This window comes from Streptomyces sp. NPDC030296 (assembly GCF_055572815.1).
Genome location: NZ_JBVICQ010000003.1, coordinates 560,186 through 576,286 on the forward strand (window position 1 = coordinate 560,186; position 16,101 = coordinate 576,286).

Consider the following 16,101-nt stretch of genomic DNA (forward strand, 5'->3'; position numbering starts at 1 on the left):
GCGGCGGGAACCGGTCGGCGGCCGGATCCGCGAGCGCGGCGCGTTAGGGTCGTGGCCATGGCCGACACCCCGATTGACCTCACGCTGGACGCCGCGCGGCTGACCGCGCAGCTCGTCGACTTCCCCTCCGAGAGCGGCACCGAGAAGCCCCTCGCGGACGCGATCGAGACCGCGCTGCGCGCCCTGCCGCACCTCACGGTCGAGCGCTTTGGCAACAACGTCGTCGCCCGCACCCACCTGGGGCGGGCGGAGCGGGTGATCCTGGCCGGCCACATCGACACCGTGCCCATCGCCGACAACGTCCCCTCCCGTCTCGACGAGGACGGGGTCCTGTGGGGCTGCGGCACCTGCGACATGAAGTCCGGCGTCGCGGTCCAGCTGCGCATCGCGGCCACGGTGCCGTCCCCGAACCGCGACCTGACCTTCGTCTTCTACGACAACGAGGAGGTCGCCGCCGAGCTGAACGGCCTGAAGCACATCTCCGAGGCCCACCCCGAGTGGCTGGAGGGCGACTTCGCGGTCCTCCTGGAGCCCTCCGACGGCCAGGTCGAGGGCGGCTGCCAGGGCACCCTGCGGGTCCTGCTGAGGACGAAGGGCGAACGCGCCCACTCCGCCCGCGGCTGGATGGGCTCCAACGCCATCCACGCGGCCGCCCCGATCCTCGCCCGCCTCGCCGCGTACCAGCCGCGCTACCCGCTGATCGACGGCCTGGAGTACCGCGAGGGCCTCAACGCGGTCGGCATCTCCGGCGGCGTGGCCGGCAACGTCATCCCCGACGAGTGCGTGGTCACGGTCAATTTCCGCTACGCCCCCGACCGTACGGAGGAGGAGGCCATCGCCCACGTCCGCGAGGTCTTCGCCGACTGCGGTGTCGAGGAGCTCGTGGTCGACGACCACAGCCCGGGCGCGCTGCCCGGCCTCTCCCACCCGGCGGCCGCCGCCTTCATCGAGGCGGTCGGCGGCACCCCCTCGCCCAAGTACGGCTGGACGGACGTCTCCCGTTTCAGCTCCCTCGGCGTCCCCGCGGTCAACTACGGCCCCGGGAACCCGCACTTGGCGCACAAGCGGGACGAGCGCGTGGAGACCGCGAAGATCCTGGCGGGGGAGGAGCGCCTGCGGGCCTGGCTCACGGCCTGAGGCGGGGAATGGATTCGGCCGGGGATCCGCTGGAGATGAATCAGCGCATATCGGCGGGCATCGGAACGCGTCGGTGACGGATCGCGGCGGACACGCTCGCGTCCCCCCTCCGTAACCCGTGTCGATCTACGCTGAACCGAACCACCAGCACGGCGGAGGGAGCGGACATGGCGACCGGCAACCCCGAGGGCAAGAACCAGCCACCGGAGGAGCAGCGGCTGGGGCCGGTGCTGCGCAGACGCACCCAGGTGCAGGCGAGCACGACCGACCAACGGCTGCTGGACGCGGGCGGCCCCTCGGACTGGGTCCACACCGACCCCTGGCGGGTCCTGCGCATCCAGTCCGAGTTCATCGAGGGATTCGGCACGCTCGCCGAACTCCCGGCCGCCATCAGCGTCTTCGGCTCCGCCCGGACGCCGGTCGACTCACCCGAGTACGAGGCGGGCGTCCGGCTCGGCCGCGGCCTCGTGGAGGCGGGCTTCGCCGTCATCACAGGCGGTGGCCCCGGGGCCATGGAGGCGGCCAACAAGGGCGCCCTCGAAGCCGGCGGCACCTCCGTCGGACTCGGCATCGAGCTGCCCTTCGAGCAGGGCCTCAACCCCTACGTCGACATCGGCCTCAACTTCCGCTACTTCTTCGTCCGGAAGATGATGTTCGTCAAGTACGCCCAGGGCTTCGTCGTCCTGCCCGGCGGTCTCGGCACCCTCGACGAACTCTTCGAGGCGCTCACCCTCGTCCAGACCCAGAAGGTGACCCGCTTCCCGATCGTCCTCTTCGGCGAGTCCTACTGGAGCGGCCTGGTCGACTGGCTCACCCACACGCTCGTGGCCCAGGGCAAGGCAGCGGAGAAGGACCTGACCCTGTTCCACGTCACCGACGACGTGGACGAGGCGGTGGCCCTGGTCTCGAAGGAGGCGGGCCGCTGACCGCGCCCGCCCACCCGTGATCGAGAGGCAGGGGAGCAGCCCCCTGCCTCTCGCTACGCCAGCCCCCGCCGGGCCACCGTCGGAGCCCGGTGCCCGGCGATCGCACCCACCATGTCGAGCACCTGCCTGGTCTCGGCCACCTCGTGCACCCGGTACACCTGCGCGCCCAGCCACGCCGACACCGCGGTCGTCGCCAGCGTCCCGACCACCCGCTCCTTCACCGGCTTGTCCAGCGTCTCCCCGACGAAGTCCTTGTTGGACAGCGACACCAGCACGGGCCACCCCGTCGCCACCATCTCCCCCAGCCGCCGGGTGGCCTCAAGGCTGTGCCGCGTGTTCTTCCCGAAGTCGTGCCCGGGATCGATCAGCACCGACTCCCGCGGCACCCCCAGCGCCACGGCCCGCTCGGCGAGCCCCACGGTCACCCGCAGGATGTCCGCCATGACGTCGTCGTACTCGACCCGGTGCGGCCGCGTACGGGGCTCGGCGCCCCCCGCGTGCGTGCACACCAGCCCCACCCGGTACCGCGCCGCCACCTCCGCCAGCCGCGGATCGACCCCGCTCCACGCGTCGTTCAGGAGATCCGCCCCGGCCTCGCAGACGGCCTCCCCGACCTCGTGCCGCCAGGTGTCGACGCTGATGATCACGTCGGGGAACCGCCGCCGCACCTCGGCCACGAACCCCACCGTCCGCCGCGCCTCCTCCTCGGCGGTGACCTCCTCGCCGGGCCCGGCCTTCACCCCGCCGATGTCGATGATCGCGGCCCCCTCGGCGACAGCCCGCTCCACGCGCGCGAGCGCCGGCTCGTCCCGGAAGGTCGCCCCCTGGTCGTAGAAGGAGTCGGGGGTCCGGTTCACGATCGCCATGATCACCGGCTCGTGCGTGCCGAATTCCCGCTTGCCCAGCCTGAGCATCCGCTGTGCCCTCTCCCAGTACGTCCCGCCGATTGACCGCCCTGCCCAACCGCCTGCGACCCTAACTGTCAGACTCGCATGGCACGATCGGAGCGGACACAGTCGAGGGGACCCCAGCGATGTTCATGTTCTTGTTCCTGGTCGTCGCGCTCGCGGTCGTGGTGGCCGCGGTGACGCTCGCCGTGGTGGGCGGCGGCGAGAGCGCCGCCCTGCCCGAGGCCCCGGCCGAGCGGCTCCAGGACCCGCTGCCGGCCGACCGCCCGGTCAACCGCGCCGATGTGGAGGCCCTCCGCTTCCCGGTCGCCGTGCGCGGCTACCGCATGGTGGACGTCGACGACGCCCTCAGCCGCCTCAGCGCCGAGATCGCCGAGCGGGACGCCCGGATCGCCGACCTGGAGTCGGCGCTCGCCGGCGCCCGCGCGGCCACCATGACGTCCCTGCGCAAACCGGAGGAGGGCGAGCACCGGTGAGCGACGGCACGGCCCTCGCCGGTCCCGACGGCGCCCCGCGCTGCCCCTGGGCCCTGTCCACCGAGGACTACGTGGCGTACCACGACGAGGAGTGGGGCCGCCCGGTCCACGGCGACGACGCGCTGTACGAGCGGCTCTGCCTGGAGGCCTTCCAGTCCGGCCTCTCCTGGATCACCATCCTCCGCCGCCGCGAGGGCTTCCGCGCGGCCTTCTGCGGCTTCAGGATCGCCGACGTGGCCGCCTTCACCGACGCCGACAAGGAGCGGCTCCTCGCCGACCCCGGCATCATCCGCAACCGCGCCAAGATCGAGGCGACGGTCGCCAACGCCCGGGTCCTCGCACAGTGGTCCCCGGGTGATCTGGACGCCCTCATCTGGTCCCACGCCCCCGACCCGGCCACCCGGCAGGTCCCGAAGACCCTCGCCGACGTCCCGGCGGTCACTCCCGAGTCCACGGCCCTGTCGAAGGCCCTGAAGAAGCAGGGCATCCGCTTCGTCGGCCCGACCACGGCATACGCCCTGATGCAGGCGTGCGGCCTGGTCGACGACCATCTGGAGACCTGCGTGGCGAGAGGGGCGGTGCTCTAGCCGCTCCAGGGTGGCCCGGCGGGGTGGCTACACCCCTTCCGACCACGGGAAGGGCGAGCCCCGCGAGAGGAGCGCGCCCTTCCGAGCGGGAGAGCGGCCCGCCGAGCCGAACCTCAGCGGCCCAGGTACTTCGGCGTCTCCTTGTTCACGAACGCCCGCACGGCGATCGCGTGGTCCTCCGACGCCCCCGCCCGGGTCTGGAGCTCGTCCTCCTTGTCCAGCGTCTGGGCCAGCGAGTGCGAGAACCCGTACGCCATGGCCTCCTTGATCGCCGCGTACGCCACCGTCGGCCCCTCGGCCAGCATCCGAGCCACCTGCTCGGCCGCCTCCGGCAGCGCGGCCGACGGCACGATCCGGTTGGCGATCCCCAGCTCGTGCGCCTCCTGGGCCTTGATGCTCCGCGGGAACATCAGCAGATCGGCCGCGCGGCCCGGCCCGATGACGCGCGGCAGCGTCCACGAGACCCCGGAGTCCGCGGTCAGCGCGACCCCGGCGAAGGACGTGTTGAACGCGGCGGTCTCGGCGACCACCCGGTAGTCCGCGGCCAGCGCGAAGCCCAGGCCGGCACCGGCGGCGACCCCGTTCACGCCCGCCACCACCGGCTTCGCCATGCCCGCGATGGCCTTCACGATCGGGTTGTAGTGCTCCTTGACCGTGCTCATGACCTGCGTCGAGTCCTCGACGAGCAGCCCGATGTGCTCCTTCAGGTCCTGCCCCACACAGAAGGCCCGGTCCCCGGCGGCGGTCAGCAGCACGGCCCGTACCGCGTCGTCCCCGGCGGCGGACTCCACGGCCTCCCGCAGCGCGACCTTGGTCGCGATGTTCAGCGCGTTCATCGCCTCGGGGCGGTTCAGCGTGATCGTCGCGAGTCCGTCGTGCACCTCGTAGAGCACGGTGTCGGCCATGGCGGTTACCCCTCCGGTGTCGCGGCTGGTGACGTACTGGTCGGTACGCCCTGCGTCACAGCACAGCATGTCGGAGATCACCGACGGTGGCGCGGGCCGGACGTGTGACCTGTGTCAAAGAATCACGATCGGCCGAGCGGTGACCGATGTCGGTGTGGTGGCGCAGTATCGCAGCCACACCGCCGAATTGGGTGGTTTTGCTCGCGCGCGTTGCCCAAGCGATGCCTACTGATGTTGGTCATCGGGTCATGAGATGCGGGATAATGGCCTGGAAGCAATGTGTTCGATGCCGGTGTCGCGTGTCCCCAGGTGGGGCCCGCGCCTGCCCTCCAGGGCCGTCGGCTATGGCGATGAGCTGGTTTCAGGAAGGGGAACGAGCATGGCGGCCATGAAGCCGCGGACGGGCGATGGCCCGCTCGAGGTGACCAAGGAGGGGCGGGGCATCGTCATGCGCGTTCCGCTCGAAGGCGGCGGTCGGCTCGTCGTCGAGCTGACCCCTGACGAGGCCGACGCCCTCGGCGACGCCCTCAAGAAGGTCGTCGGCTGACGCGCGTAGCGACCCATGTCTCTTCAGTGCCCCGGCACCGCCCCTCGGTGGTGCCGGGGCACTGTTGTACGGGGCGGGCCCGGTGAACGGCGGGGGCGGAGCGGGGAGCCCTCAGCGCTTGACCGCGCAGAGCAGGCCGTCGCCCACCGGCAGCAGGGAGGGCACCAGCTCGGCGCTCTCACGGACCGTGCGCAGGAGCTCCCGCAGACGTATGACCTCGGTGGGCTGGGGGCCCGAGTCGACGGTGCGGCCGCTGGCGAAGACACCCTCGAAGGCGACCAGCCCGCCGGGTCTGAGCAGACGCAACGATTCAGCGAGGTAGTCGAGGCTCTCCAGCCGGTCGCCGTCGCAGAAGACGAGGTCGTACCCGGCATCCGCGAGCCGGGGCAGCACATCGAGGGCGTGGCCCGGGATGAAGCGCGCGCGGTTGCTGGCGAAGCCGGCCGCGCGGAACGCCTGCCGGGCGAACTGCTGGTGTTCCGGCTCCGGATCGACGGTGGTCAGCACACCGTCCGGCCGCATGCCGTGCAGCAGGTGGATGCCGGAGACGCCGGTCCCGGTACCGATCTCCGCGACCGCCTTCGCGTCCACGGAGGCCGCGAGCATGCTCAACGCGGCGCCTGTGCCGGGCGACACCGAGCGCAGCCCTGCTTCCCGAGCCCGGTCGCGAGCCCAGCGCAGCGCGTCGTCCTCGGCGACAAAGGCGTCGGCGAACGCCCAGCTCGTCAGCCGGTTGCCGGTAATGACCCTCTCCTTATGTACCCGCGGATGCCTGGGCGTGACTGTATCCGTTGCCGCCGGGAACCTGCTGATGGGACCGGTCGTTTAAAGGGATGAGTGAGTGACGGGGGCCGCGACGGGGGTCAAGTGATGGATCGGTACGGCGAGCAGGCGCCGGTGCAGGTGCTGACAAAGCCATATGAGCCGGATCGGCCGGATCAGCCGTATGAGGCACATCGGCACACATCAAATTCTCGTAAAACCGCTTATCCGGAGCTAACGGGCGAGGTGGCTATGGTAGGGGCTCCACTGGACACCACCAGAGCCGATAGGGGAGGTGCGGCTGCGCCTGTGGATCGGGGAGGAGTGCTGCGGCGCTTTCTCGGATCGGCGGGTAGGCCGAAATCCGTGAACGACACCGCTGACCACGCCCACGCCGACGCTGCCGCCGCACACGGAGCGCAGACTGCGACCTTCACCACGGACGCGCACGCGCAGGCGTGGACTCCGCCCACCTGGGAGGAGATCGTCAGCACCCACAGCGGCCGGGTCTACCGCCTCGCCTACCGTCTGACCGGCAACCAGCACGACGCCGAGGACCTCACCCAGGAGGTCTTCGTCCGCGTCTTCCGCTCCCTGTCGACCTACACGCCCGGCACCTTCGAGGGCTGGCTGCACCGCATCACCACGAACCTCTTCCTGGACATGGTCCGGCGCAAGCAGCGCATCCGCTTCGACGCCCTCGGGGAGGACGCGGCCGAGCGCCTGCCCAGCCGCGAGCCCACCCCGCAGCAGATCTTCAACGACGCGCACTTCGACGCCGACGTCCAGCAGGCCCTCGACACCCTCGCCCCGGAGTTCCGCGCCGCCGTCGTCCTCTGCGACATCGAAGGACTGTCGTACGAGGAGATCGCCGCGACGCTCGGCGTCAAGCTCGGTACGGTCCGCTCGCGGATCCACCGCGGCCGCTCCCAGCTCCGCAAGGCCCTCGCGCACCGCTCCCCGGAGGCCCGGGCCGAGCAGCGCCGCGGCTTCACGGTGCCCCGGGTGCCCGCGCTGGGAGGAGGGGGCGCGACCGCGTGAGTGGATCCCGGCCCACCCCTGCTGAGCAGCATCTGGGAGACCGACTCTCCGCGCTGGTCGACGGAGAGCTCGGTCATGAGGCGCGCGAACGCGTCCTGGCACATCTGGCCACGTGTCCGAAGTGCAAGGCGGAGGCGGACGCCCAGCGCCGACTGAAGAACGTCTTCGCGGAGGCCGCGCCGCCGCCTCCCTCCGAGAGCTTCCTGGCCCGGCTCCAGATGCTCCCGGCGGGCGGCGACCTCGACGGCGGCTCCCCGCTGGGCGGCGGAGGCTTCGGAGGAAGACTCGGGGGGGCGCCCGGCGGCCCCGGACTCCCGCTGGACCCCTCCGACAACAGGGACTTCGCCGACTTCGGCGTCTTCGGCACCACCGGGGACTCCTTCGGATACGTCCCCTCAGGTCCGCACAGCGGCGCGCTCTCACCCTCGGAAGGCCGTGGAGTGCTCGGCGGTCGGGGCCTGACGGGGGGACGCGGTTTCCTCGGTGACCGGGGCTTCCTCGGGGCTCGGGGATTCCTCGGCGACCGAAGCGGGCTCAACGGACGGTCCCCGTCCGGCGACCGCGGCTTCCTCGGCGGAGGCAGTTCGCTCTCCGCCGACGGGGACAGCGGCGAGGGCCGACAGGGCACGGCCGCCGAGGAGCGCGGAGCCACGGGTGACCGCGGCTTTCGGATCCATGACGTGAGCCGGCACGAAGCCGAGCGTTCGGCCTCGCGCGGTATGCGGTTCGCGTTCGTGGCGGCCGGCGCGGTCTCGCTGGCCGCGATCGCGCTGGGCGGTATGACCTCGGGTGTGCCCGCCGAGACGGTGGACGCCCGGGGCGGCGCCGGCTCCGGCAGCAACGTCACGCCTCTGCGCACCCAGACCACCGGAGCGGCCACGAGCCCCGAGGCGCAGCGCCGCCGTGGGACCGCCGGCCCCCTCCTCGGACAGGGCCAGCGGGCCGAGGTGCCGGTGGCGCCGACGGAGGTCTCCGCGCCCCTGCTGCCCGGGATCCCCGCGCCGGGCGGTCAGCTCCGCGAGGCCGTGAGCCCTCTGCCCACGCCTGTCCTCGCGGACGCGGCCGTGATGTCCCCGCTGATACGTCCGCTCACGGCGGCCCCGCCGTTCCAGCTGACGACCTGGTCCCAGGCACCCGAGCTCATCGCTCCGGGCCTGCTGACAGCCCCCGACACCACCTCGTCTCCCCCTCCCACCTCCCCTGCCCTCCGCTGACCCCGAGTTCTGCGCGCCGGCCCGCGAACCTGGTTGAATCCAGAGTGGGCCGTGTCCGCTCCGGCCGGTTCCGGCCGGCGGCACTCGGCGAACGGTGGGCGTAGGGCCGGTCCTCGGGACGGGCCCCAGGTGTGGGGAGAACATGAACGAGGGGAAGCCCACGAAGGGGAAGTGGTGGGGCCGACCCCGAGCGCATGGCGCGGGGGCCGGGACGACGGGGGACCACAGCGGGCCTTCGGGGGCCGACGGGGCGCCCGCGGACGCGGTGCAAGACGGAGCCGGCAGAGCGGGCGACGCGGGCGGCAGGGCGAGCGACGGGGGCGATTTCGAGTTGGAGCGACCCGCGACGACACCGGCCCCCGGCCGCCCCGCCCACGACGACGACTTCGCACTGGCCGACCCCGTGGCACCGTCCCGACAGGACGAGCCGCCGGGGGACGCCGCGCCGTCGGCCGGCTCGACGCGGCGTGCGGAGAGTGCCGACGCGGACAGTGGCGACTTCGAGCTGGCGCGGCCGGTTTCCGCCGGCCCGGCGAGGGGCGCCGACGCGTCGACGACTCTCAGCGTGGACGCGGGCGGGGAGGCACCGACGGCTGCGGACAGCGCCCACGTCGAGGCGGACGAGACGACCACACGGCTCGTCCTGGAGAAGAGCGCGCCCACGACTGACGAAACGACTCCGCTCCCGCGTCACGAGGCGCCGGTGACCGTGGTGGCGGGTGTGAGGGAGCAGAGCCCGCCGGAGCCGCTGAGAGCCCCAGGCCCCGCAGAGGGCCCGGCAACGGCCGTGGAGCGCCCCAAGCCGCTGCACGACCCCGATCCCTACAGCACCCCGCCCTACGGCGAGCCCGGCCCTTGGGCGCCCGCACCGCCGGTCCAGCACCCGGCGACAACCCCGGCGCACGGCACGACCGTTCAGCCGGGGACGTCGGCGCACGGGGTGCCGAGCCCAGCGGTGGCTCCCTCGCACGGCGCGACGGCCCCGGCCGCGCCCCCGGTGCCCAGTGCGACGACCACCATGGTGGCGCCCCAGGCCGCCGAGCCCGCCCCACCGTCGGCCCACTCGACCAACGGCACACACGCCACGTCGGCCGCACCAGCGCCCGCCCCTTACGGGAACGCGGCCCCGCAGCCGTACGCGGACGTCTCCCAGCCCGCCCCACCGCCTTACGGGGACGGCTACTCGGACGGCTCGCACCCCGTGGCGCCCCCGTACGCGGGCGGCGCCCAGCCCACATCGCCGCCCGCGGCGCATCCGTACCCGGACGGCTCTCACCCCCCTTCGCCGGTCCACCCGGACGCCTCCCAGGCCGGCACCCCAGCCGCCCCCTACACAGACTCGACGCAGCCCCCCTTCGCTGATGCTCCCCAAGGGGCCTCCCCGGCGGCTCGGGATCCCTGGCGGAACTACGATCCGTGGTCCGCGTCGGGGTCGTTGCAGCAGAACGGGGCCGGTGTCGACGACATGGCGCGGCGGCGGAAGCGAGGGATGAGGATCCTCGTGCTGGGGGCCGTGTTGATCGCGCTCGTGTCCGGTGGTGTCGGCGGGGCCGTGGGGGCGTATCTGGAGCGCAACGGCGGGGTCGGCGAGGTCGAGCTGCCGCAGGCCGGCGGCGGGACGACCGGGCGGGCCCCGGACAGCGTCGCCGGGATCGCCGCCAGCGCGCTGCCCGGCGTCGTGACCCTCCATGTGAGCGGCTCCGACGCGCAGGGCACCGGCACCGGGTTCGTGCTCGACAAGCGGGGCCACATCCTCACCAACAACCACGTCGTGGAGCCCGCCGGGGACGACGGCGAGATCACGGTCACCTTCAGCGGCGGGGAGACCGCCGACGCCAGCCTGGTCGGCCGGGACAGCGGGTACGACCTCGCCGTCGTCAAGGTGTCGGGGGTCGACGGCTTGAAGCCGCTGCCGCTCGGCAACTCCGACGACGTACGGGTCGGCGACCCGGTCGTCGCGATCGGCGCCCCCTTCGACCTCGCCAACACCGTCACCTCCGGCATCATCAGCGCCAAGGAGCGGCCCATCACTGCCGGCGGGGACGGCGGCGACCGCAGCGACGTGTCGTACGTCGACGCGTTGCAGACCGACGCGCCGATAAACCCGGGCAACTCCGGGGGCCCCCTCGTCGATGTCAACGCCCGGGTGATCGGCATCAACAGCGCCATCCGTTCCGCGGGCAGCGGCTCCGAGTCGGACGGCGGCCAGGCCGGTTCGATCGGGCTCGGTTTCGCGATACCCATCAACCAGGGCAAGCGCGTCGCCGAAGAACTGATCAACACGGGCAAGGCGACGCACCCGGTGATCGGCGTGACCCTCGACATGGACTACTCGGGTGACGGCGCCCGTGTCGGCGACGACAGCGACGGCACCGTGAAGAAGGGCGGACCCGCCGACCGGGCGGGCATCCGCGCGGGTGACGTGATCACCGAGGTCGACGGGCAGCGCGTCCACTCCGGCGACGAACTGATCGTCAAGGTGCGCGCCCACCGGCCCGGCGACCGGCTCGAACTCACCCTCCAGCGGGACGGCGGGGAGCAGAAGGTCACCCTGACCCTGGGCTCCTCCGACGGGGGCTGACACCGGCGCGCATGCCGACGACGTCACAGGAGGGGGAGCCGTCCCCCCCTCCTGTCAGGCAAACAGCTGGGAAAACCGTGGCGTGACCATGGTCCGGGGCCGCCCGACAGTACCGGTTCGACAGCATCGCCGGGTACCGTGGACCCGGCCCGGACCACGGAAGACCTGCCGAGGCCCGCGGATCGGGACCGAGGACATCGCAAGGAGCTTCAGGTGTTCAATGACATAGGTGCGCTCGAGGTGGTGACGCTCGTCGTCCTCGCCGTGCTCGTCTTCGGTCCGGACAAGCTCCCGAAGGTGATCCAGGACGTCACGCGGACCATCCGGAAGATCCGCGAGTTCTCGGACAGCGCCAAGCAGGACATCCGCAACGAACTCGGCCCCGAGTTCAAGGACTTCGAGTTCGAGGACCTCAACCCCAAGACGTTCATCCGCAAGCAGCTGGACAACGACGAACTGGGGCTGAAGGAGATCCGCAACGGCTTCGACCTGAAGAAGGAGATGGCCGAGCTGACGGACGCGGTGCACGGCCGGGAGTCCGAGTCGCCGTCCTCCGCTGCCCTCTCCAGCTCCTCCTCCGGGTCCGGCGGCTCCGTCGACATGACCAAGAAGCGCGAGAAGCTCGAACTGGAAGAGCGCCCGCCGTACGACCTGGACGCCACCTGAGCCGACCGCACGGTCGCCCGCCCGAGCCGCGCCGCCCGTAGTCGTCCGCACGGCCTCCCGCCTGCGCTTCCGCGCCGTACACCCGCGTGCCGCCACGCCCCCGTACGTGATGCGATTCATACCGTCACACGCCCTCGTACGGTCCGAAGCCGCCCGTACGCCGTCCTACGCGCCGGGCGCTTTCCCTGCTGCTCGGAGCGCTGTGGCTATGCTGCCCAGTTGTTGTGCGGACCGTAAGGAAAGCGAGCGCGACGCCCGAGAGGGGGGCGGGCCGCTCCGGTCCGTCGAGAGCGAGGAGGCGTCCGGGCACATGGAGACGACGAGTCGGGTAGGCGCGCAGGCGTCGGCCGCGGAGGGCGGACAACAGCTGCCCTCCGCCCGACGCACGGTCGACGGCTATCTGCTGGCGCCCTTCCCTTGGTACGGCCTCGACGAGGCCTTCACGGGGCCGCGCTGGCTGATGCAGGTCGGTACCTCGGCGGAAGGCGCCGTCGAGCACGGTTCGGTCGGACACGGCGACGAGCCCTCGGTCCGCAACGAGTTCACCGCGGTCACGGAGGACGAACCCAAGGAGCGGTTCGCGGTCGTCGTGACCGTCGCAGCCAACGACGTACGGCGCAGCGCCGACGGCACGGGCCTGCTGGAGGCCACCTCGGTCTCCTCCGCCGCCTGGCTGGCCGGTGTGGGGCTGCTGTCCTTCACCTGGCCCGGGCAGCTGGACCACACCCTGAGAGACGACTGGCTGGACCAGCAGACGGAGACGGCGTGGGCCCTCGCGGACGATCTCGCCGGACCCGACTGGTCGACGCTGTCCCTGCCGGTGGACGGCGTCCCCACGCCCTTCCACTACCGCGAGTCCGAGTTCGGATGGGTGCTCGCCGGCTCGACCCAGGAAGGGGTGCACGTAGGGGCGTACGGGCGCGGGATGAGCGCGTACGGCCTCGGGTTCGCGATGATCAAGGACATCGTGACGTACGCCTAGCGGTTCGACGTACGCCCGCAAAACACCCCCAGAAGACAAGGGGCACCGCGTCGGATGACCCGCGGTGCCCCGTCAACGCCCCCGAGGAGCGCTCTCCTGCTTCGGCTGGCGCCCTAGAACTTGTTCCTCGGGGTGATGCCCAGGCTCATGCCCGACAGGCCCCGCTGACGGCCGCCCAGCTTGCCGGCGATGGCCCGCAGGGCCGCGCCCGCCGGGGAGTCGGGGTCGGAGAGCACGACCGGCTTGCCCTCGTCGCCGCCCTCGCGGAGACGGACGTCGATCGGGATGCTGCCGAGGACGGGCACCGTGGCGCCGGTGGTGCGGGTGAGGCCGTCGGCGACGACCTGGCCGCCGCCGGTGCCGAAGACGTCCACCATCTCGTCGCAGTGCGGGCAGGGCAGGCCCGACATGTTCTCGACCACGCCGACGATCTTCTGGTGGGTCTGGACCGCGATGGAGCCGGCCCGCTCGGCAACCTCGGCCGCCGCCTGCTGAGGCGTCGTGACGACGAGGATCTCCGCGTTCGGGACGAGCTGCGCCACCGAGATGGCGATGTCGCCGGTGCCCGGCGGGAGGTCCAGGAGCAGGACGTCCAGGTCGCCCCAGTAGACGTCCGCGAGGAACTGCTGGAGGGCGCGGTGGAGCATCGGGCCGCGCCAGACGACGGGCGCGTTGCCCGGGGTGAACATGCCGATCGAGATGACCTTCACACCGTTCGCCGACGGCGGCATGATCATGTTCTCGACCTGGGTGGGACGGCCGTCGGCGCCCAGCATGCGCGGCACCGAGTGGCCGTAGATGTCGGCGTCCACCACGCCGACCTTCAGACCGTCCGCGGCCATCGCGGCCGCCAGGTTCACCGTCACCGAGGACTTGCCGACGCCGCCCTTGCCGGACGCGACCGCGTACACGCGGGTGAGCGAGCCCGGCTTCGCGAAGGGCACCTCGCGCTCGGTCTGGCCACCGCGCAGGGCGGACGCCAGCTCACGGCGCTGCTCGTCGCTCATCACGTCCAGCTCGACGTCGACACGGGTGACGCCCTCGACCCGGGCGACCGCCTCCGTCACACGCTGCGTGATGGTGTCGCGCATGGGGCAGCCGGAGACCGTCAGGTACACGGCGACCGCGACCGCTCCGTCCGCACCGATCTCCACCGACTTGACCATCCCGAGCTCGGTGATGGGGCGGTTGATCTCGGGGTCGTTCACCGTCGACAGTGCCTCGCGCACCGCGTCTTCCGTAGCCATAGTGACGATGGTACGGCGACGCGCCGGGCCCCTGGGAGCCCTCTCAGCGGTCGTCCATGTCACGCCCGCCGGGGCGCTCCGGCGGGAATAGGGTCCTCGTCCCGCGATGTCCGTCGCCGTCGCGCTCGTGCAGCTCCTTGACCAGGTCCTGGAGCTCGGAGCGAAGCCAGTCGCGGGTGGCGACCTCCCCGAGACCGATCCGCAGGGCCGCGATCTCCCTGGTCAGATACTCGGTGTCGGCGATCGACCGCTCGTTCTGCTTGCGGTCCTGTTCGAGATTGACCCGGTCCCGGTCGTCCTGCCGGTTCTGCGCGAGGAGGATCAGCGGGGCCGCGTAGGACGCCTGGAGGGACAGCATCAGCGTCAGGAAGATGAACGGGTAGTTGTCGAAGCGCAGGTCCCGCGGGGCGGAGACGTTCCACACCACCCACAGGATGATCACGACGGTCATCCAGACGATGAACCGCCCGGTGCCCAGGAACCGCGCGATCCGCTCCGAGAGCCGCCCGAAGGCCTCCGGGTCCCATTCGGGCAGGAGCCTCGCTCGGCGCGGCAGGGGCTGGTCGAGACGGGTGCGCGGGCGCGCGGTGGCCCCAGCGGGCACGCGCTCCCGCACAGGCGCCCCGGAGGACGGCGTGCGCTCGCGTGTCCCCGCCCCGGCGTGTGCCCGCTCGCGCCCTCCGTCCCGCCCGTCACGCCCCTGGCGCTCGGAACGCTCAGGAACCATGGGCGGCCCCCTCCACATCGTCGTCGTCCAGATGGAACTCCGTCTCCCGCCAGTCCTCCGGCAGCATGTGGTCCAGCACGTCGTCCACGGTCACCGCGCCCAGCAGCGAGCCGCTCTCGTCGACCACGGGCGCCGCCACCATGTCGTACGTCGCGAAGAACCCGGCCACCTCGGGGAGCGCGGCGTCCGGGTCGAGCGGCTGGAGGTCGTCGTCGAGGATCGAGCTGACCAGGGTGTACGGCGGGTCGCGCAGCAGCCGCTGGAAGTGGACCGTGCCGAGGTACTTCCCCGTCGGCGTCTCGTCGGGCGGCCGGCACACGTACACCTGGGCGGCGAGGGCCGGGGAGAGGTCGGGGTTGCGGACCCGGGCCAGCGCGTCGGCGACGGTGGCGTCGGGGCGCAGCACGATCGGCTCGGTCGTCATCAGTCCGCCGGCGGTCTTCTCCTCGTACGCCATGAGCCGCCGTACGTCCGCCGCCTCGTCCGGCTGCATCAGGGTCAGCAGCCGCTCCTGCTCGGCCACCGGCAGCTCGGCCAGCAGGTCGGCCGCGTCGTCCGGGTCCATGGCCTCCAGGACGTCCGCGGCCCGCTCCTCCTTGAGCTTGCCGAGGATCTCGATCTGGTCGTCCTCGGGCAGCTCCTCCAGCACATCGGCGAGGCGGTCGTCGTCGAGGGCGGCGGCCACCTCCGCCCGGCGCTTGGGGGAGAGGTGGTGCAGCACGTTGGCGAGGTCGGCGGGGCGCAGCTGCTCGAAGGTCGCGAGGAGGTTCTCGGCGCCCTGCCCGTGCTCCTCCAGCGAGAACCCGGTGACGGCCGACCACTCCACGGTCAGCGTCTCGCCCTTGTGCCGCCGGAACGCGCCGCCCTTCCCCTTGCGGACGAACACCCGGTCGATCTCCCAGTCCCGGCGGGCCGGCAGCTGCTGCACGGAGATGTCGAGGACCGTGACCTCCTCACCCGTCTCCACGAGCCGTACGCGACGGTCCAGCAGCTCCCCGATGACGAGCCGTTCGGTGGGCCGCTGCTCGAAGCGGCGCACGTTCAGCACCCCGGTGGTGATGACCTGGCCGGACTCGACGCCGGTGACCCGCGTCATCGGCAGGAAGATGCGGCGTCGCGTGTGCAGTTCGACGACCAGGCCGAGCAGCCGCGGGGGCTTCCGTCCGACCCGCAGGATGGCCACGAGATCGCGGACGCGGCCCACCTGGTCGCCGTTCGGGTCGAAGACCGAGATTCCGGAGAGGTGGGAGACGAAGATCCGGGGCGCCACCGCCGCCATGAGCCGCCCCTTTCCTGCGTGTTGGTGCGAGATCCGTGTGCTCTGCTGGCCGCGTGGGTCTTTCGCGATAATCAGGCGAGCCATACGGGATTTGTCGGACGAGGAGGGCTTCAGGC

16 protein-coding genes are annotated in these 16,101 nt (G+C 72.0%); 10 read left to right on the top strand and 6 right to left on the bottom strand.

All coding sequences use genetic code 11. From position 1 onward, the window contains the following. The first annotated feature begins 57 nt into the window (after positions 1-57). Both dapE and ACZ4Z3_RS10540 read left to right on the top strand, forming a co-directional pair. Positions 58-1,137 carry a succinyl-diaminopimelate desuccinylase gene (gene dapE / locus ACZ4Z3_RS10535; RefSeq protein WP_468500600.1) on the top strand — a complete coding sequence of 360 codons (1,080 nt, stop codon included), beginning with the start codon at positions 58-60 and terminating at the stop codon, positions 1,135-1,137. A gap of 167 nt (positions 1,138-1,304) precedes the next feature. Further along, on the top strand, positions 1,305-2,063 hold the full coding sequence (locus ACZ4Z3_RS10540) for an LOG family protein (protein WP_055520441.1): 759 nt from the start codon (positions 1,305-1,307) through the stop codon (positions 2,061-2,063). A 53-nt stretch (positions 2,064-2,116) separates the two neighbouring features. Here the strand turns inward: ACZ4Z3_RS10540 and folP are convergent, their stop codons facing one another. Continuing rightward, positions 2,117-2,977, bottom strand: a complete 861-nt coding sequence (folP, locus tag ACZ4Z3_RS10545; RefSeq protein ID WP_468500601.1) for a dihydropteroate synthase — start codon at positions 2,975-2,977, stop codon at positions 2,117-2,119. A gap of 119 nt (positions 2,978-3,096) precedes the next feature. Here folP and ACZ4Z3_RS10550 point away from each other — a divergent pair, with 119 nt between their 5' ends. Together ACZ4Z3_RS10550 and ACZ4Z3_RS10555 are read left to right on the top strand one after the other, a co-directional pair. After that, the gene (locus ACZ4Z3_RS10550; RefSeq protein ID WP_055520438.1) at positions 3,097-3,447 is read left to right on the top strand and encodes a DivIVA domain-containing protein; all 351 of its coding nucleotides are present in this window, start codon (positions 3,097-3,099) and stop codon (positions 3,445-3,447) included. Then, positions 3,444-4,034: a DNA-3-methyladenine glycosylase I gene (locus ACZ4Z3_RS10555; RefSeq protein WP_468500602.1), complete on the top strand. Its 591-nt coding sequence runs from the start codon at positions 3,444-3,446 to the stop codon at positions 4,032-4,034. Before ACZ4Z3_RS10550 ends, ACZ4Z3_RS10555 begins: the two co-directional genes overlap by 4 nt. Positions 4,035-4,147: 113 nt before the next feature. On the opposite strand, the gene chcB is transcribed toward ACZ4Z3_RS10555, so the two are convergent. Further along, positions 4,148-4,939 carry a 2-cyclohexenylcarbonyl CoA isomerase gene (chcB, locus tag ACZ4Z3_RS10560; RefSeq protein WP_355402204.1) on the bottom strand — a complete coding sequence of 264 codons (792 nt, stop codon included), beginning with the start codon at positions 4,937-4,939 and terminating at the stop codon, positions 4,148-4,150. Positions 4,940-5,318: 379 nt separating this feature from the next. Here chcB and ACZ4Z3_RS10565 point away from each other — a divergent pair, with 379 nt between their 5' ends. Beyond that, complete coding sequence (locus ACZ4Z3_RS10565; protein ID WP_003966491.1) at positions 5,319-5,486, top strand: DUF3117 domain-containing protein; 168 nt, start codon at positions 5,319-5,321, stop codon at positions 5,484-5,486. 111 nt (positions 5,487-5,597) lie between these two features. Here the strand turns inward: ACZ4Z3_RS10565 and ACZ4Z3_RS10570 are convergent, their stop codons facing one another. Further along, positions 5,598-6,215, bottom strand: coding sequence for an O-methyltransferase (locus ACZ4Z3_RS10570; RefSeq protein ID WP_079054609.1), 618 nt, complete (start codon positions 6,213-6,215; stop codon positions 5,598-5,600). A 357-nt stretch (positions 6,216-6,572) separates the two neighbouring features. Here ACZ4Z3_RS10570 and sigE point away from each other — a divergent pair, with 357 nt between their 5' ends. The 5 genes from sigE (at position 6,573) to ACZ4Z3_RS10595 (ending at position 12,732) form a co-directional block, all read left to right on the top strand. Next, a complete protein-coding gene (sigE, locus tag ACZ4Z3_RS10575; RefSeq protein ID WP_079054608.1) occupies positions 6,573-7,289 on the top strand; it encodes an RNA polymerase sigma factor SigE in 717 nt (238 codons plus the stop codon). Beyond that, positions 7,286-8,503 carry an anti-sigma factor family protein gene (locus ACZ4Z3_RS10580; RefSeq protein WP_468500603.1) on the top strand — a complete coding sequence of 406 codons (1,218 nt, stop codon included), beginning with the start codon at positions 7,286-7,288 and terminating at the stop codon, positions 8,501-8,503. Before sigE ends, ACZ4Z3_RS10580 begins: the two co-directional genes overlap by 4 nt. A 940-nt stretch (positions 8,504-9,443) precedes the next feature. After that, positions 9,444-11,084 (top strand): S1C family serine protease, encoded by a 1,641-nt coding sequence (locus ACZ4Z3_RS10585; RefSeq protein ID WP_468500837.1) that lies wholly within the window; start codon positions 9,444-9,446, stop codon positions 11,082-11,084. A 213-nt stretch (positions 11,085-11,297) separates the two neighbouring features. Beyond that, positions 11,298-11,750 carry a sec-independent translocase gene (locus ACZ4Z3_RS10590; protein ID WP_468500604.1) on the top strand — a complete coding sequence of 151 codons (453 nt, stop codon included), beginning with the start codon at positions 11,298-11,300 and terminating at the stop codon, positions 11,748-11,750. A gap of 310 nt (positions 11,751-12,060) precedes the next feature. Beyond that, on the top strand, positions 12,061-12,732 hold the full coding sequence (locus tag ACZ4Z3_RS10595) for a hypothetical protein (protein ID WP_468500605.1): 672 nt from the start codon (positions 12,061-12,063) through the stop codon (positions 12,730-12,732). 113 nt (positions 12,733-12,845) lie between these two features. Here the strand turns inward: ACZ4Z3_RS10595 and ACZ4Z3_RS10600 are convergent, their stop codons facing one another. The 3 genes from ACZ4Z3_RS10600 to ACZ4Z3_RS10610 are packed head-to-tail and all read right to left on the bottom strand — an operon-like array spanning position 12,846 to position 15,985. Then, on the bottom strand, positions 12,846-13,979 hold the full coding sequence (locus tag ACZ4Z3_RS10600) for an Mrp/NBP35 family ATP-binding protein (RefSeq protein WP_055713389.1): 1,134 nt from the start codon (positions 13,977-13,979) through the stop codon (positions 12,846-12,848). Between the two features lie 43 nt (positions 13,980-14,022). Continuing rightward, entirely contained in the window at positions 14,023-14,706 is a 684-nt protein-coding gene (locus ACZ4Z3_RS10605) for a DUF1003 domain-containing protein (RefSeq protein ID WP_468500606.1), read from the bottom strand. Further along, entirely contained in the window at positions 14,696-15,985 is a 1,290-nt protein-coding gene (locus tag ACZ4Z3_RS10610) for a magnesium transporter MgtE N-terminal domain-containing protein (protein ID WP_468500607.1), read from the bottom strand. Before ACZ4Z3_RS10610 ends, ACZ4Z3_RS10605 begins: the two co-directional genes overlap by 11 nt. Between the last annotated feature and the right edge of the window lie 116 nt (positions 15,986-16,101).

Coding starts and splice junctions, on each gene's coding strand:
- ACZ4Z3_RS10540 (WP_055520441.1), top strand. CDS start 1,305: ATGGCGACCGGCAACCCCGAGGGCAAGAACCAGCCACCGGAGGAGCAG.
- ACZ4Z3_RS10600 (WP_055713389.1), bottom strand. CDS start 13,979: ATGGCTACGGAAGACGCGGTGCGCGAGGCACTGTCGACGGTGAACGAC.
- folP (WP_468500601.1), bottom strand. CDS start 2,977: ATGCTCAGGCTGGGCAAGCGGGAATTCGGCACGCACGAGCCGGTGATC.
- ACZ4Z3_RS10595 (WP_468500605.1), top strand. CDS start 12,061: ATGGAGACGACGAGTCGGGTAGGCGCGCAGGCGTCGGCCGCGGAGGGC.
- ACZ4Z3_RS10605 (WP_468500606.1), bottom strand. CDS start 14,706: ATGGTTCCTGAGCGTTCCGAGCGCCAGGGGCGTGACGGGCGGGACGGA.
- dapE (WP_468500600.1), top strand. CDS start 58: ATGGCCGACACCCCGATTGACCTCACGCTGGACGCCGCGCGGCTGACC.
- ACZ4Z3_RS10610 (WP_468500607.1), bottom strand. CDS start 15,985: ATGGCGGCGGTGGCGCCCCGGATCTTCGTCTCCCACCTCTCCGGAATC.
- ACZ4Z3_RS10565 (WP_003966491.1), top strand. CDS start 5,319: ATGGCGGCCATGAAGCCGCGGACGGGCGATGGCCCGCTCGAGGTGACC.
- chcB (WP_355402204.1), bottom strand. CDS start 4,939: ATGGCCGACACCGTGCTCTACGAGGTGCACGACGGACTCGCGACGATC.
- ACZ4Z3_RS10550 (WP_055520438.1), top strand. CDS start 3,097: ATGTTCATGTTCTTGTTCCTGGTCGTCGCGCTCGCGGTCGTGGTGGCC.